Source organism: Citrobacter sp. 21OH12SH02A-Citro, from assembly GCF_027919895.1.
In the GTDB taxonomy this organism is placed as follows: domain Bacteria; phylum Pseudomonadota; class Gammaproteobacteria; order Enterobacterales; family Enterobacteriaceae; genus Citrobacter; species Citrobacter braakii.
The window spans coordinates 3,107,131-3,121,625 of the sequence record NZ_CP114801.1 but is presented as its reverse complement, the minus strand read 5'-3'; the positions used below and the strand labels follow the sequence as shown (position 1 = coordinate 3,121,625).

The 14,495-nt window shown below is 53.7% G+C and carries 13 protein-coding genes, 1 tRNA gene and 1 other RNA gene; 7 read left to right on the top strand and 8 right to left on the bottom strand.

Going from position 1 to position 14,495, the window contains the following annotated elements; all coding sequences use genetic code 11:
• Positions 1-433 precede the first annotated feature (433 nt).
• The 6 genes from potF (at position 434) to rlmC (ending at position 6,340) form a co-directional block, all read left to right on the top strand.
• Positions 434-1,546, top strand: coding sequence for a spermidine/putrescine ABC transporter substrate-binding protein PotF (gene potF / locus O6D90_RS15210; RefSeq protein WP_016156099.1), 1,113 nt, complete (start codon positions 434-436; stop codon positions 1,544-1,546).
• Between the two features lie 138 nt (positions 1,547-1,684).
• Complete coding sequence (gene potG, locus O6D90_RS15205; RefSeq protein ID WP_016152415.1) at positions 1,685-2,818, top strand: putrescine ABC transporter ATP-binding subunit PotG; 1,134 nt, start codon at positions 1,685-1,687, stop codon at positions 2,816-2,818.
• A 9-nt stretch (positions 2,819-2,827) separates the two neighbouring features.
• Complete coding sequence (potH, locus tag O6D90_RS15200; RefSeq protein ID WP_016152416.1) at positions 2,828-3,781, top strand: putrescine ABC transporter permease PotH; 954 nt, start codon at positions 2,828-2,830, stop codon at positions 3,779-3,781.
• A complete protein-coding gene (gene potI, locus O6D90_RS15195) occupies positions 3,778-4,623 on the top strand; it encodes a putrescine ABC transporter permease PotI (RefSeq protein WP_016152417.1) in 846 nt (281 codons plus the stop codon). The genes potH and potI overlap by 4 nt, the downstream gene beginning before the upstream one ends.
• A gap of 59 nt (positions 4,624-4,682) precedes the next feature.
• Entirely contained in the window at positions 4,683-5,171 is a 489-nt protein-coding gene (locus O6D90_RS15190; protein ID WP_016152418.1) for a YbjO family protein, read from the top strand.
• 41 nt (positions 5,172-5,212) lie between these two features.
• The gene (gene rlmC / locus O6D90_RS15185; protein ID WP_016156100.1) at positions 5,213-6,340 is read left to right on the top strand and encodes a 23S rRNA (uracil(747)-C(5))-methyltransferase RlmC; all 1,128 of its coding nucleotides are present in this window, start codon (positions 5,213-5,215) and stop codon (positions 6,338-6,340) included.
• A gap of 88 nt (positions 6,341-6,428) precedes the next feature.
• Here the strand turns inward: rlmC and O6D90_RS15180 are convergent.
• The 4 genes from O6D90_RS15180 to O6D90_RS15165 all read right to left on the bottom strand — a co-directional run bounded on the left by O6D90_RS15180 (position 6,429) and on the right by O6D90_RS15165 (position 8,581).
• Positions 6,429-6,565, bottom strand: a non-coding RNA gene (locus tag O6D90_RS15180) — RtT sRNA.
• A gap of 224 nt (positions 6,566-6,789) precedes the next feature.
• Positions 6,790-6,877, bottom strand: a tRNA-Ser gene (locus tag O6D90_RS15175).
• Between the two features lie 149 nt (positions 6,878-7,026).
• Entirely contained in the window at positions 7,027-7,704 is a 678-nt protein-coding gene (locus tag O6D90_RS15170; RefSeq protein ID WP_016156101.1) for an isochorismatase family protein, read from the bottom strand.
• A 16-nt stretch (positions 7,705-7,720) separates the two neighbouring features.
• Entirely contained in the window at positions 7,721-8,581 is an 861-nt protein-coding gene (locus O6D90_RS15165) for a pirin family protein (protein ID WP_016156102.1), read from the bottom strand.
• A 108-nt stretch (positions 8,582-8,689) separates the two neighbouring features.
• Here O6D90_RS15165 and O6D90_RS15160 point away from each other — a divergent pair, with 108 nt between their 5' ends.
• A complete protein-coding gene (locus O6D90_RS15160; RefSeq protein WP_016156103.1) occupies positions 8,690-9,601 on the top strand; it encodes a LysR family transcriptional regulator in 912 nt (303 codons plus the stop codon).
• A gap of 79 nt (positions 9,602-9,680) precedes the next feature.
• On the opposite strand, the gene infA is transcribed toward O6D90_RS15160, so the two are convergent.
• The 4 genes from infA to cydD form a co-directional block, all read right to left on the bottom strand.
• On the bottom strand, positions 9,681-9,899 hold the full coding sequence (gene infA, locus O6D90_RS15155; protein WP_002211347.1) for a translation initiation factor IF-1: 219 nt from the start codon (positions 9,897-9,899) through the stop codon (positions 9,681-9,683).
• A 285-nt stretch (positions 9,900-10,184) separates the two neighbouring features.
• Positions 10,185-10,889, bottom strand: coding sequence for a leucyl/phenylalanyl-tRNA--protein transferase (gene aat, locus O6D90_RS15145; RefSeq protein WP_016152424.1), 705 nt, complete (start codon positions 10,887-10,889; stop codon positions 10,185-10,187).
• 44 nt (positions 10,890-10,933) lie between these two features.
• Positions 10,934-12,655: a heme ABC transporter ATP-binding protein/permease CydC gene (gene cydC / locus O6D90_RS15140; RefSeq protein ID WP_016156104.1), complete on the bottom strand. Its 1,722-nt coding sequence runs from the start codon at positions 12,653-12,655 to the stop codon at positions 10,934-10,936.
• Positions 12,656-14,422 (bottom strand): heme ABC transporter permease/ATP-binding protein CydD, encoded by a 1,767-nt coding sequence (cydD, locus tag O6D90_RS15135; RefSeq protein ID WP_016156105.1) that lies wholly within the window; start codon positions 14,420-14,422, stop codon positions 12,656-12,658.
• Between the last annotated feature and the right edge of the window lie 73 nt (positions 14,423-14,495).

The window sequence follows — 14,495 nt, the reverse complement described above, 5'->3', positions numbered from 1 at the left end:
TTCTTCCTGAATCTGGACATATATTGCGCAGCCGCTGCCAAAGCGGTTGCGTATTGCCTGTTTTTATTCTGCATTTAACCGTTCATTAAAGAATTATTCACCTCCATTCAGCGCCTTCCGCTGTATGTCATAGACAATTCATGCATAAAAAATTGATAAAAGACGTTTTTTAATCTGGGCTATATCCACAAATCCTGGCTAAAGTTATTCTTGCGAAGCTTATCAACGTCATCATTCAAACAGCCCCTTGTGGCCTGACCTGTGGCCACAATGCATATTGAATGCATGGGCGGATAACAGCGCGCAATAGCGGCGTGAGGAGAGGCCTCTCTTTTCACTGGTGCCGCTTGAAAGAATATGCACGTTTCTTGCATATCATTAGAGTGTGACATTTTTGTTCGTTTGTTAACGAACTTTCAGAAGGAAAGAGATTATGACCGCCTTAAATAAACGATGGTTACCAGGCCTGGCTGCGGGTGCTCTGATGGCCATCTCTGCTGGCACGCTCGCTGCTGAACAAAAAACGCTGCATATTTATAACTGGTCTGATTATATTGCCCCGGATACGGTGGCTAATTTTGAAAAAGAGACCGGAATTAAAGTTATCTATGACGTATTTGATTCCAATGAAGTGCTGGAAGGTAAACTCATGGCTGGCAGTACCGGCTTTGACCTTGTCGTTCCATCCGCCAGTTTCCTTGAGCGTCAACTGACCGCGGGCGTCTTCCAGCCGCTGGATAAGAGCAAATTGCCTGGCTGGAAAAACCTCGATCCTGAATTGCTGAAGCTGGTGGGTAAACACGATCCGGACAACAAGTTTGCGATGCCGTATATGTGGGCAACAACCGGTATTGGCTATAACGTGGATAAAGTGAAAGCGGTACTGGGGCCGGATGCGCCGGTTAATAGCTGGGATTTGATCCTCAAGCCAGAAAATCTGGAAAAACTCAAAAGCTGCGGCGTCTCTTTCCTCGACGCGCCCGAAGAAGTGTTTGCCACCGTGCTGAATTATTTGGGTAAAGATCCAAACAGTACCAAAGCGGATGATTACACCGGACCGGCAACCGATCTGCTGTTGAAACTGCGCCCAAATATTCGCTACTTCCACTCCTCGCAGTACATTAACGACCTGGCAAACGGTGATACCTGCGTGGCGATTGGCTGGGCCGGGGATGTATGGCAGGCGGCAAACCGGGCGAAAGAAGCGAAAAATGGCGTCAATATTTCCTTCTCAATTCCTAAGGAAGGTGCGATGGCCTTCTTTGATGTGTTCGCGATGCCAGCCGATGCGAAAAACAAAGACGAAGCCTATCAGTTCCTCAACTACCTGCTGCGCCCTGATGTAATTGCGCATATTTCTGACCACGTGTTCTATGCCAATGCCAACAAAGAAGCGACAGCACTGGTCAGCCAGGACGTGCGCGACAACCCGGGCATTTACCCGCCAGCGGATGTTCGCGCCAAGCTGTTCACGCTGAAAGTACAGGATCCGAAGATCGATCGTGTACGTACTCGCGCCTGGACGAAGGTAAAAAGCGGGAAATAACCCGATGTACGGGACGTGACCCGGCAGGATTTACGCCTGCCGGGCAGTGTTGATCCCGGACACATATAACCCGGCAATACGCACCACCGTGGTGCGTTATTTGCACCGTTTCTTTGTTTTATGCCGGAGAGCGCCTAATTGAATGATGCAACCCCACGCCCACAAGCGAAAATCCGCAAGGCGCTGACCCCGCTGCTTGAAATTCGCAACCTGACCAAGTCCTTTGACGGTCAGCACGCCGTTGATGACGTCAATCTAACTATCTATAAAGGCGAAATATTTGCTCTGCTCGGGGCGTCCGGCTGCGGTAAATCGACCCTGTTGCGGATGCTGGCGGGATTTGAACAGCCAACAACCGGGCAAATTATGCTTGATGGCGTCGATTTAGCTCATGTTCCGCCTTATCTGCGTCCGATTAATATGATGTTTCAGTCCTATGCCTTGTTTCCGCACATGACGGTAGAGCAGAACATTGCCTTTGGTCTCAAGCAGGACAAGCTGCCAAAGGCTGAAATCGCCAGCCGGGTGAGTGAGATGCTGGGCCTCGTGCATATGCAGGAGTTCGCCAAACGTAAGCCGCATCAGCTTTCTGGCGGTCAGCGTCAGCGCGTGGCGTTGGCGCGTAGCCTGGCGAAACGCCCGAAGCTGCTGCTGCTGGATGAACCGATGGGGGCGCTGGATAAAAAGCTCCGTGACCGCATGCAACTGGAAGTGGTGGATATCCTTGAACGTGTCGGCGTGACCTGCGTGATGGTGACGCACGATCAGGAAGAAGCCATGACGATGGCGGGCCGCATTGCGATCATGAACCGTGGCAAATTTGTCCAGATCGGCGAGCCTGAAGAGATCTACGAGCATCCGACTACGCGTTACAGTGCAGAATTTATCGGTTCGGTTAACGTCTTTGAGGGGCTGCTGAAAGAACGTCAGGAAGATGGTCTGGTTATTGAGTCTCCAGGACTGGTACATCCGCTGAAAGTGGACGCAGACGCTTCCGTTGTCGATAACGTCCCGGTGTATGTTGCGCTGCGCCCGGAAAAAATCATGCTCTGCGAAGCCCCTCCGCCAGAGGGATATAACTTCGCGGTAGGCGAAGTGGTGCACATTGCCTATCTGGGTGATTTGTCGGTGTACCACGTACGTTTGAAAAGCGGCCAGATGCTGAGCGCTCAGCTACAAAATGAACATCGTTATCGCAAGGGATTACCCACCTGGGGTGACGAAGTCCGTTTATGTTGGGATGCGGACAGCTGTGTGGTGTTGACGGTTTAAGGAGCGAAGATGAGTACACTTGAACCTCCGGCGCGCGTGGATAACGTGGGGCGTTTCACGCTGTTTATGTCGCGGCTGCAAATGAAGCACGGTCGCAAGCTGGTCATCGCGCTGCCGTATGTGTGGCTGATGCTCCTGTTTCTGCTGCCATTTCTGATCGTCTTCAAAATCAGTTTGGCTGAAATGGCGCGGGCTATTCCGCCGTATACCGACCTCATTTCATGGGCTGACGACCAGTTATCCATCACCCTCAATTTAGGCAATTTCCTGCAACTGACGGACGATCCGCTCTATTTTGATGCGTACCTGCAATCTTTGCAGGTAGCGGGGATTTCGACTGTCTGTTGCCTGTTGTTGGGATATCCGCTGGCATGGGCGGTCGCGCACAGCAAACCCTCGACACGCAATATTCTGTTGCTGCTGGTGATCCTGCCGTCCTGGACGTCATTTTTGATTCGCGTATACGCCTGGATGGGGATCCTGAAAAATAACGGTGTCCTGAACAACGTTCTGATGTGGCTGGGCGTTATCGACCAACCGTTGACGATTCTGCACACCAATCTGGCGGTCTATATCGGTATTGTTTACGCCTATTTGCCCTTTATGGTGCTGCCGATTTATACCGCGCTGACGCGTATTGATTACTCGCTGGTGGAAGCGGCACTGGATTTAGGCGCCCGACCGTTAAAAACCTTCTTTAGCGTGATCGTGCCGTTGACCAAGGGCGGGATTATTGCCGGGTCAATGCTGGTGTTTATCCCGGCGGTTGGGGAGTTTGTGATCCCGGAACTGCTGGGCGGCCCGGACAGCATCATGATTGGGCGTGTGCTTTGGCAGGAGTTTTTCAATAACCGTGACTGGCCGGTGGCTTCTGCCGTCGCCATTATTATGCTGCTGTTACTGATTGTGCCGATCATGTGGTTCCATAAATATCAGCAAAAAAGCGTGGGGGAACACGGATGAATAACTTACCGGTCGTTCGCTCGCCGTGGCGTATTTTTATCCTGGTACTGGGTTTTACCTTCCTGTACGCGCCGATGCTGATGTTGGTTATCTATTCGTTTAACAGCTCCAAGCTGGTGACGGTCTGGGCGGGGTGGTCAACGCGTTGGTATGGTGAGCTTTTCCACGATAGCGCGATGATAAGCGCCGTGGGCATGAGCTTAACGATTGCCGCCTGCGCTGCGACGATGGCGGCAATTCTCGGTACCATCGCCGCCGTGGTGATGGTGCGCTTTGGTCGTTTTCGTGGATCAAATGGTTTCGCCTTTATGATTACCGCACCGCTGGTGATGCCGGATGTCATTACCGGTTTGTCGCTGCTGCTGCTGTTTGTGGCTTTGGCGCACGCCATCGGCTGGCCAGCGGATCGCGGTATGTTGACCATCTGGCTGGCGCACGTCACATTCTGTACAGCGTACGTGGCGGTAGTGATTTCCTCGCGTTTACGCGAACTGGATCACTCCATTGAGGAAGCGGCGATGGATCTTGGCGCCACGCCGCTGAAGGTCTTTTTCGTCATCACGCTGCCGATGATTATGCCGGCGGTGATCTCAGGGTGGTTACTGGCCTTTACGCTGTCGCTCGATGACCTGGTCATTGCCAGTTTTGTCTCTGGTCCTGGCGCCACAACGTTACCCATGCTGGTGTTCTCCAGCGTACGTATGGGGGTCAATCCGGAGATCAACGCGCTGGCGACGTTGATACTTGGCGTAGTAGGAATTATCGGATTTATCGCGTGGTATCTGATGGCGCGAACAGAAAAACAACGGATTCGCGATATCCAACGTGCAAGACGCGGCTGAAAAAACTAAAATCTGCCAACCTGTCTATACGGCGCAGCTGCGGTGGCTGCGCCGTTTTCATGGAAGACGACGCGTTGGGATTTTTTAAGAAATCATCCACATCACATGCCCGTTTAAACGTCCCTACTTTAGTGCAGGTGGCGGCGCTGGCTATTATCATGATCCGCTGTCTCGATCTGTTGATGATTTTTAATACGCTCGGGTTTCGCGGAACCAGCGAGTTTATTCATCGCAGCGTCCAGACCTGGAATTTGACGCTGGTGTTTCTGGGTAGCCTGGTGCTGCTGTTTATCGAAATTTACTGCGCATTTTCGCTGGTTAAAGGTCGGAACTGGGCACGCTGGGTCTATCTACTGACCCAGATTATCGCCAGCGTCTATCTGTGGGCGGCCTCATTGGGCTATGGATATCCGGAACTGTTCAGTATTGCGGGAGAGTCCAGACGTGAAATCCTGCATACGCTGGTAATGCAAAAATTACCGGATATGCTGGTGTTGCTACTGCTGTTTGTTCCTGCGTCCAGCAGGCGGTTCTTCCGCTTGCAATAACGTGTATAATCTTCGCCCCCTGTTAATTTTTAGGTTTTTGTATGCAGTGCGCACTTTATGACGCCGAACGCTGCCGCTCTTGTCAGTGGATAACGCAGCCTGTCGCCGATCAACTCTTCGCCAAAACAGCCGATCTGCAGAATCTGCTGGCCGCTTATCCGGTCGGAGAATGGTGCGCGCCGGTCAGCGGCCCGGAGAGCGCTTTTCGTAATAAAGCCAAAATGGTGGTCAGCGGCAGCGTGGAAAAACCGTTGCTGGGGATGTTGCATCGTGACGGTACGCCGGAGGATTTGTGCGAGTGTCCGCTCTATCCTGAGTCTTTTGCGCCGGTGTTTGCCGCACTTAAACCGTTTATCGCCCGTGCGGGGTTGACGCCCTATAACGTGGCGCGCAAACGCGGGGAGCTGAAATATCTGCTGTTAACGGAAAGCCGGTTTGATGGCGGTATGATGCTGCGTTTTGTTCTGCGCTCCGATGCGAAACTGGCACAACTGCGTACGGCGCTGCCATGGTTACAGGCGCAGCTTCCGCAGTTAAAAGTGATCACCGCCAATATTCAACCTGTGCATATGGCGATTATGGAAGGGGAGAGCGAAATCTTCCTGACGGAACAACAGGCGCTGGCTGAACGCTTTAACGATGTGCCATTGTGGATACGCCCACAGAGCTTCTTCCAGACCAACCCAGTCGTGGCTGGGCATTTATATGCCACGGCGCGCGACTGGGTTCGTCAGCTTCCGGTTAATCACATGTGGGATCTGTTTTGCGGCGTCGGGGGTTTTGGTTTGCACTGCGCCACGCCGCAGATGAAACTGACGGGTATTGAAATTGCGCCAGAGGCCATTACCTGTGCGAAACAGTCGGCGCAGGAGCTTGGGTTGCAGAATCTGCATTTTCAGGCGCTGGATTCAACCCAGTTTGCTACCGCGCAGGGAGAAGTGCCGGACCTGGTGCTGGTGAATCCGCCTCGTCGGGGGATTGGGAAGCCGCTGTGCGATTTTCTTTCCCGCATGGCGCCGCGTTTTATCGTTTACTCCAGCTGTAATGCACAAACCATGGCAAAGGATATCCGCGAGTTGCCTGGTTATCGCATTGAACGCGTCCAACTTTTTGATATGTTCCCACATACCGCGCATTACGAAGTGTTAACTCTGCTCAGCCGACAATAACCGACATGCCTGATAGCGTGACGCTTATCAGGCAAATGCAACATGCGAAAAAAAAGCCCGTACTTACGTACGAGCTCTTTCTCGAATATGGCGGTGAGGGGGGGATTGACTCGCTTCGCTCGCCCTTCGGGCAGTCTGTTCGCTGCGCTCTCAGTCTGTCCAACTGGCTGCGCCAGTGGTCGAACCCCGGTCGGGGCTTCTCATCCCCCCGCAGGCGTGCAACATGCGAAAAAAAGCCCGTACTTGCGTACGAGCTCTTTCTCGAATATGGCGGTGAGGGGGGGATTGACTCGCTTCGCTCGCCCTTCGGGCAGCCCGTTCGCTGCGCTCTCAGTCTGTCCAACTGGCTGCGCCAGTTGTCGACCCCCGGTCGGGGCTTCTCATCCCCCCGCAGGCGTGCAACATGCGAAAAAAAATCCCGTACTTACGTACGAGCTCTTTCTCGAATATGGCGGTGAGGGGGGGATTCGAACCCCCGATACGTTGCCGTATACACACTTTCCAGGCGTGCTCCTTCAGCCACTCGGACACCTCACCATATTGTATTGCTGCCTGACCGCTTGGGGGGCAACGGGGCGCTACTATAGGGAGTTGCGCTAAAACGGTCAAGCAGAATTTACGTGTTAACTCTCGTTTGGTTACGCAATGTACATATTCCTCCGCCCGGACAGGCGCGGAGAATATGATTAGCGCTGAGAGTCCAGTTTTTCGCCGTTGGTCACGACTTCCTGGGCCTTGCTATAGCTCTCGATCAGCAACTGATAAGCCGGGAAGATTTTGGTATACACTTCCGCCCATTCAGCGGCGTCTTCACGGTTCCATGTCCCCTGAATTTCAGAAGCGACGGCGGCGGTATCCATCGGTATCACACCAGCCTGAACAACACGTGCCAGGGTGATTTCCTGCGCCATTTTGCTGTAAGTACCGGAAGCATCGATCACTGCGAAGACCTTGTAGCCCTCAGCAACCGCGCTGATGGCCGGGAAAGCCATGCACACGCTGGTGATCGTACCGGCGATAATCAGCGTCTTACGACCCGTAGCTTTGACCGCTTTCACGAAGTCTTCGTTATCCCAGGCGTTGATTTCGCCTTTACGTGCTACGTATTGGGCATGTGGCGCATTGGCATGGATCTCTGGGATCAACGGGCCGTTAGGCCCCTGCGGTACCGACGCCGTGGTAATTACCGGCATCTTCGCCAGGGTTGCAATTTTAGCCAGCGCGGCGGCACGCGCACGCAGTTCCGGCATTGGCATATCGCCGACGGTCTGGAACAGCCCACTCTGATGATCGATAAGCAGCATGACGGAATCATTCACATCGATGACCGGGCGTGAACCATTAAAGTTTGCAGGACTGGACATATTCTTCTCCTTCGATTCAGATTTGGCCAAAGCGGCCGGAGTTAAAATCGCGGACGGCTTCAGCGATTTCTTGTTTCGTATTCATCACAAACGGACCGTAACCTACAATCGGCTCGTTCAACGGTTCGCCAGACAGCAGCAGCACGCTGGCGTCGCTGGTGGCTTCAATGTGTAGCGTTTTTCCCTGCTGGCTTAGCACTACCAGTTGTGCTTCGCTGGCAGGTGTGGTGCCGTTTACGGTGATATTCCCTTTTAATACCACCAGAGCGGTGCTCCACCCTTCAGACTGGGACAACGTCAGCGGATGATTACGTTGCAGGCGCATATCCCAGACGTTCAGCGGTGAAAAGGTGTGTGCCGGGCCTTTCGTATCCTGATAGCTGCCCGCGATCACGCGAACACTGCCTGCATCATCGGGCAAGGCGACGGTGGGAATAACATCGCTGCTGATGCCCTGATAACCCGGTACGGCCATTTTGTCTTTTGCCGGCAGATTGACCCACAGTTGCACCATTTCCAGTTCACCGCCCTGACGGGTAAATTCCGGGGAGTGGAACTCTTCGTGTAATATTCCTGCACCAGCGGTCATCCACTGCACATCGCCAGGGCCGATAATGCCGCCGCGACCGGTTGAATCACGGTGTTCAACTTCGCCGCTGTAAACGATAGTCACCGTCTCAAAACCGCGGTGAGGGTGTTCACCTACGCCGCGTTTTTCGTTACCCGGCGTAAACGTATGCGGACCCGCGTAATCAAGCAGCAGGAACGGGCTTAATTGCTCAGCATGAGACTGGTAAGAGAACATCGAGCGAACCGGAAATCCATCGCCAACCCAGTGTGGGCGAGGTGCGGTGTAGACGCCTGTTACTTGTTTCATATGTGTCTCCTCAGTGGCGTTGTTTTGATGTAAATAAGCTTATATTCATGACAGCGAGCTGAGTAGTAGCTAAAATAGCTCTCACTGTCTCAAAAATAGGACAATGAAATGGCAAGGCCGGATCTCAATGATTTTGCATGGTTTGTGCATGTTGTAGAGGAAGGGGGATTCGCGGCGGCGGGTCGGGCGCTTGATGAACCAAAATCAAAACTGAGCCGACGAATAGCGCAACTTGAAGAGAGACTGGGGGTACGACTGATTCAGCGAACCACCCGGCAATTTAACGTGACTGAAGTCGGGCAAACCTTTTACGAACACTGTAAGGCGATGCTGGTGGAGGCGCAGGCGGCGCAGGATGCCATTGCCGCGCTACAGGTTGAACCGCGTGGCGTTGTGAAGCTGACTTGTCCTGTTACGTTGCTGCATGTGCATATCGGGCCAATGCTTGCCCGTTTTATGGCACGTTATCCTGACGTATCAGTACAACTGGAGGCCACTAACCGTCGTGTTGACGTCGTTGGAGAAGGTCTGGATGTGGCGATTCGCGTCAGACCTCGGCCATTTGAGGATAGCGACCTGGTGATGCGCGTCCTGGCGGACAGAGGACATCGCTTGTATGCCAGCCCACAGTTAATTGAGCAGATGGGGGCGCTACACTCTCCGGCAGAGCTGACCCGTTGGCCAGGTTTGAGTCTGGCCTCTGGTAAACATGTGCATCGTTGGGAATTATTCGGCCCGCAGGGCGCGCGGGCGGAGGTGCATTTCACGCCGCGTATGATCACCACCGATATGCTGGCGTTACGCGAAGCCGCAGTCGCCGGCGTAGGTGTTGTTCAACTTCCACAGTTAATGGTAAAAGATCAATTAGCTGCGGGTGAGTTGGTGGCGTTGCTCGACGGTTGGGAACCTAAGCGAGAAATTATTCACGCAGTCTTTCCATCACGCAGGGGATTATTACCGTCAGTGCGCGCATTAGTGGATTTCTTAACGGAAGAATATGCGCGGATGATTGAGGATTAAATACCAGGCCTCAGTCCACAAAAAAGGCCGGTTAAACCGACCTTTTATTATCTGGACGCCATTCGGGCGTTAAAAACAATCAGCGACTACGGAAGACAATGCGGCCTTTGCTCAGGTCGTACGGGGTCAGCTCAACAGTCACTTTGTCGCCCGTCAGGATGCGGATATAGTTTTTACGCATTTTACCGGAGATGTGTGCAGTAACCACGTGACCGTTTTCTAACTCTACGCGGAACATGGTATTAGGTAACGTATCGAGAACGGTACCCTGCATTTCAATATTGTCTTCTTTGGCCATCTAATCCTCTGGGGTATCACTACCGTAATTTGAACCGGCAAGATAATGCCGAAGTTCTTTTAATAAGTAAAGATTTGTGCGTTTAAAACACAGCAAATCGGGTTTGGCGCATTACTCTATCCACACACGGCAAAGCCGCACTTAAAGCGCAACGTGTAAGGGAACGAGGAGATAAACGATAGGCGTTGCCTGACGCGAACTGTTCCTTAACGGCGGCGGGGTAATGGGCTAAACCAACTCTGCGCGACAATTATAACACCCCGACAAAAAATGTGCCGAAAACATTCACTCCTGAGGTGAAAATAACGTCCTGGGAATCCAGAAATGGCTCGGTAGCCGCTGCTGGCGCAGTCTGCTCAGGTGCTCAAGGTACTCCCGACGCGGTGTTTCGACGGCGCCCAGCGAGGCTGTGTGGCTATTTAATACCTGGCAGTCGATTAATTTTCCGCCCTGACGGATAAATTCAGCGCAAAAAACAAGCAGTGCGGTTTTGGACGCATTTTCCTGACGGCTGAACATCGATTCGCCACAAAACAGCGTACCTTGCGCCACGCCATACATACCGCCCACTAATTCATTTTGTCGCCACACCTCAATTGAGTGGGCATGCCCCAGTTCGTGCAGCCGATGGTAAGCATCCACTACATCATGCGTTATCCAGGTGCCTTCTTCCCGGTCATTCGCGCAGCCTTCAATCACCTGACCAAACGCGTAATTGAGCGTCACGCGATAAGGCGAATTTTTATGAAAGCGTTTCATGCTGCGGCTGAGGTGAAATTTCTCGGGCCAAAGAATGGCGCGCGGATCGGGCGACCACCAAAGGATGGGGTCGCCAGGTGAAAACCATGGGAAAATACCGCGCTGATAAGCCATCAGCAGGCGGGCAGGGCTGAGATCGCCGCCAAGCGCCAATAAACCGTTAGGCTCGCGTAAAGCGCCTTCCGGTGAAGGGAAGGCTATGGAATGGCGGGACAGTTGCACCAGGCGCATGACAGCGAAACTCCACTACGCGAGTTTGATCGTTCAATAATAGCTTACAGACGTTGCTTAAACTGGTAATAACGCCCCTGCATGGCTAACAGATCTGCGTGATTACCTTGCTCAATAATTTGTCCGTTGTCCATTACTATTATTTGATCAAAACGTGACAGCCCACGCAGACGATGTGTAACCATTAATACGGTTTTGTTGCGCATGACATCGCTAATTAATTCAAGCATTTGACTTTCCGTTGTGGCATCCAACCCTTCGGTGGGTTCATCCAGCAGCATCAGCGGAGCATCGTGCAATAAGGCGCGGGCGATAGCCAGACGACGGAGCTCGCCGCCAGAAAGCTGACGACCGCCTTCGCCCAGCCATGCGTTGAGTCCATCATCCTCAAGCAGTTTGTCCAGACCGACGCGGCGCAACATCGCGGCTAATGCGTCATCGCCGGTGTGCGGTGCCGCCAGTAACAGGTTATCGCGAAGCGTAGCGCTGAACAGATGCACGCGCTGTGGCACGACGCTGATACTCTGGCGCAGTGTGGCTTCACTAAGGGTCGCAATCGGCTGTTCGTTAATCAGGAGCTCGCCACTCTGCGGATCCCATGCGCGGGTTAGCAATTGCAATAATGTTGACTTACCACAGCCGGTGCGACCGAGAATCGCAATGTGTTCACCGGGGTTGGCCTGCAGGGAAAGTGTATCGAGCGCCTTTTGCGCCTGTCCTGGATAGCTGAATGATACATCGCGTAGCGTAAGGGTTACCTGCTCTGAAACCGAGGAACCCGCATCCGGGAAGGTCACTTCTGGTTGCTGTTCGGTCAGTTCGGTGATGCGCAGCGCAGAGGCAATAACCTGGCCGAGATGTTGAAATGCGCCGGTGACAGGCGCTAACGCTTCGAACGCGGCTAGGGCACAGAAGACAAACAGCGCGATCAGTGCGCCTGGCTGGGTGTTACCGCCCACGCCGCCTGAGGCCATCCATAGCATCATAATCACTGCCAGCGCGCCGACTAACAGCATGACCGCCTGCGACAACGCCGTTAATTCAGACTGGCGTCTCTGGGCTTCGTGCCATTGCAGCTCGGTGGCTTCCATTTGAGCGCGGTAGCGTTCACTGGCGCCAAAAATGGTCAATTCAGCCTGGCCCTGTAGCCAGGAGGTTAACTGCTGACGATATTGCCCACGCAGATGCGTCAGACTTTGTCCGGTGCTTTTGCCTGCCTGATAAAAGAGTGGGGGCAGAATAAATAAGGTCAGCAGCATAATACCGCCGAGGGTGATAGCCAGCGTGAAATCGAGAACGCTTAGACCCAGCGTGACCACCATGATGACGACAAAAGCCCCCACCAGCGGGGAGATCACGCGCAAGTACAGATGATCGAGCGTGTCGACATCAGCCACCACGCGGTTAAGTAATTCACCCTGTCCATAACGGGACAGGCCCGCAGGGGAGAGCGGCAGCAGTTTGCTGAAGGTATAAATACGCAAATGCTGCAGCACACGGAATGTTGCGTCATGGCTGACCAGTCGTTCGAAATAACGCCCCGCGGTGCGGGTGATCGCCGCGCCGCGTACGCCTGCGGCAGGGAGCATATAGTTAAAGCTGTAAATCCCGGTGACGCCAACCACCGCAGAAGCCGACAGGAACCACCCTGAAAGCGTCAGCAAACCAATACTTGCCAGCAGCGTGACGATCGCCAGAACGATCCCCAGCGTTAACATCCATTTGTGACGTTTATACAGCGTCAGATAAGGTAGCAAAGCGCGCATTTAGATGTCCTCCTGACGATGAGCCAGTAATGTCGCAAAAGCCCCGTTGGCTGAGCTAAGTTCGGTCCAGGTACCTTGTTCAACGATCTGTCCGTCCTGCATCACCCAGATAGCGTCCCAGTCAGCAAGATCTTCCAACTGGTGCGTCACCATCAGCGTGGTCTGGCGGCGAGATGCCGCGTTCAACGCCTGCATCACGCGTTGTTCGCTGTGCGCATCAAGGCTGGCGGCGGGTTCGTCCAGAAGCAGTAACTGACAGGGATTGAGTAAGGCGCGAGCGACGGCAACGCGCTGCGCTTGCCCGACGGAAAGTCGGGCCGCCTGATCGCCGACTGGCGTATCCACGCCCTGCGGCAGCAGCGGTAAAAACTCGCTGACCCATGCGCTGTCGAGTGCGGCTTGTAGCTGTTCTTCGCTGGCATCGGGGCGAGCCAGCAGAACGTTTTCGCGTAACGTGGCGGCAGGAAGTTGCGGATTTTGCCCGACCCATGACAGTTGTTTACGCCAGGAATCAGGTGACAGGTCGCGAAGTTCAAAGCCGTTAATTCGCAGCGATCCCCGATAAGAGAGGAAACCGGACAGGACATTAAGCAGCGAACTTTTACCGGAACCGCTGCGTCCAACCAGCACTGCGCGATGACCGGCTGCCAGGGTAAAGTTGAGCGGGCCGGCCAGCACTTTACCTTCCGGCGAAGTGATAATCAGATCGTGTGCCTCAAGTGAAACGGCGTCTTTCGTCGCCAGCTCAATGTCGCCACGCTCTGGATGAGCCAGCGGGGTTTCCATGAAAGTTTTCAGACTATCAGCTGCACCAACGGCTTGCGCTTTGGCGTGATAAAACGTGCCCAGATCGCGCAGGGGCTGGAAAAACTCCGGCGCCAGAATGAGCGCGAGGAAGCCTGCCGCCAGCGTGACGCCCGTCCCGTAGTGGCCGAAATCGAGCTCTCCGAGGTAGGAAAAACCGAAGTAAACCGCCACCAGCGCAATAGACAGAGAGGTAAAGAACTCAAGGACACCGGATGACAGGAACGCCAGGCGCAGGACTTCCATGGTGCGCTGGCGGAAATCTTGCGACGCAGCGCGGATGCTTTCCGTTTCGGCTTCACCGCGACCAAATATTCTTAGCGTTTCCATACCCCGCAGACGATCGAGGAAATGACCGCTGAGGCGGGCAAGAGCCTGAAAATTGCGGCGGTTAGCATCGGCAGCGCCCATACCGACCATTGCCATAAATAACGGGATCAGCGGGGCTGTTCCGAGCAGAATAAGGGCGGCTACCCAGTTTGACGGGAATACCGCCGCCACAATCAATAATGGGACGCATACGGCCAGCGCCATTTGCGGCAGATAACGTGCATAGTAATCATGCATATCGTCAATCTGTTCCAGGATCAGCGTGGCCCAGCTCCCGGCCGGTTTGCCCTGTATCCAGGCCGGACCAGCCTGTTGCAGACGGTCAAGCACCTGGCGGCGAATTTCAAAGCGAATATGTTGCCCTGCGTGAAACCCGACCCGTTCGCGTAACCAGACGACCCATGCCCGCAGGATGAAAATCAATACCAGCACGATGAACGGAAGCAGTAGCGCCTCTCGGGGAATATTGGCCATGATCATATGGTCCAGAATGCGGGCCATGAGCCAGGCCTGAGCGACGATTAACAGACCACTCACGAACCCCAACAGGCGTGAAATGTTCAGCCATCGTTGGGAAATTACACTTTGCTGTTTTAACCAGCGGGTCAGCTCTTTTTGACGGGTTTTATTCATTGCACGCTTAGCAGGTGAGTTATTGGAATTTTTGGGCAGGGCAATGTTACAACGAGGCAAAAATAAAGGCGAC

Excerpts from the sequence above, each read along its gene's own strand:
- cydC (WP_016156104.1), bottom strand. The coding sequence starts at position 12,655 with ATGCGCGCTTTGCTACCTTATCTGACGCTGTATAAACGTCACAAATGG.
- O6D90_RS15190 (WP_016152418.1), top strand. The coding sequence starts at position 4,683 with ATGGAAGACGACGCGTTGGGATTTTTTAAGAAATCATCCACATCACAT.
- rlmC (WP_016156100.1), top strand. The coding sequence starts at position 5,213 with ATGCAGTGCGCACTTTATGACGCCGAACGCTGCCGCTCTTGTCAGTGG.
- cydD (WP_016156105.1), bottom strand. The coding sequence starts at position 14,422 with ATGAATAAAACCCGTCAAAAAGAGCTGACCCGCTGGTTAAAACAGCAA.
- O6D90_RS15160 (WP_016156103.1), top strand. The coding sequence starts at position 8,690 with ATGGCAAGGCCGGATCTCAATGATTTTGCATGGTTTGTGCATGTTGTA.
- aat (WP_016152424.1), bottom strand. The coding sequence starts at position 10,889 with ATGCGCCTGGTGCAACTGTCCCGCCATTCCATAGCCTTCCCTTCACCG.
- potI (WP_016152417.1), top strand. The coding sequence starts at position 3,778 with ATGAATAACTTACCGGTCGTTCGCTCGCCGTGGCGTATTTTTATCCTG.
- infA (WP_002211347.1), bottom strand. The coding sequence starts at position 9,899 with ATGGCCAAAGAAGACAATATTGAAATGCAGGGTACCGTTCTCGATACG.
- potH (WP_016152416.1), top strand. The coding sequence starts at position 2,828 with ATGAGTACACTTGAACCTCCGGCGCGCGTGGATAACGTGGGGCGTTTC.
- potF (WP_016156099.1), top strand. The coding sequence starts at position 434 with ATGACCGCCTTAAATAAACGATGGTTACCAGGCCTGGCTGCGGGTGCT.
- O6D90_RS15165 (WP_016156102.1), bottom strand. The coding sequence starts at position 8,581 with ATGAAACAAGTAACAGGCGTCTACACCGCACCTCGCCCACACTGGGTT.
- O6D90_RS15170 (WP_016156101.1), bottom strand. The coding sequence starts at position 7,704 with ATGTCCAGTCCTGCAAACTTTAATGGTTCACGCCCGGTCATCGATGTG.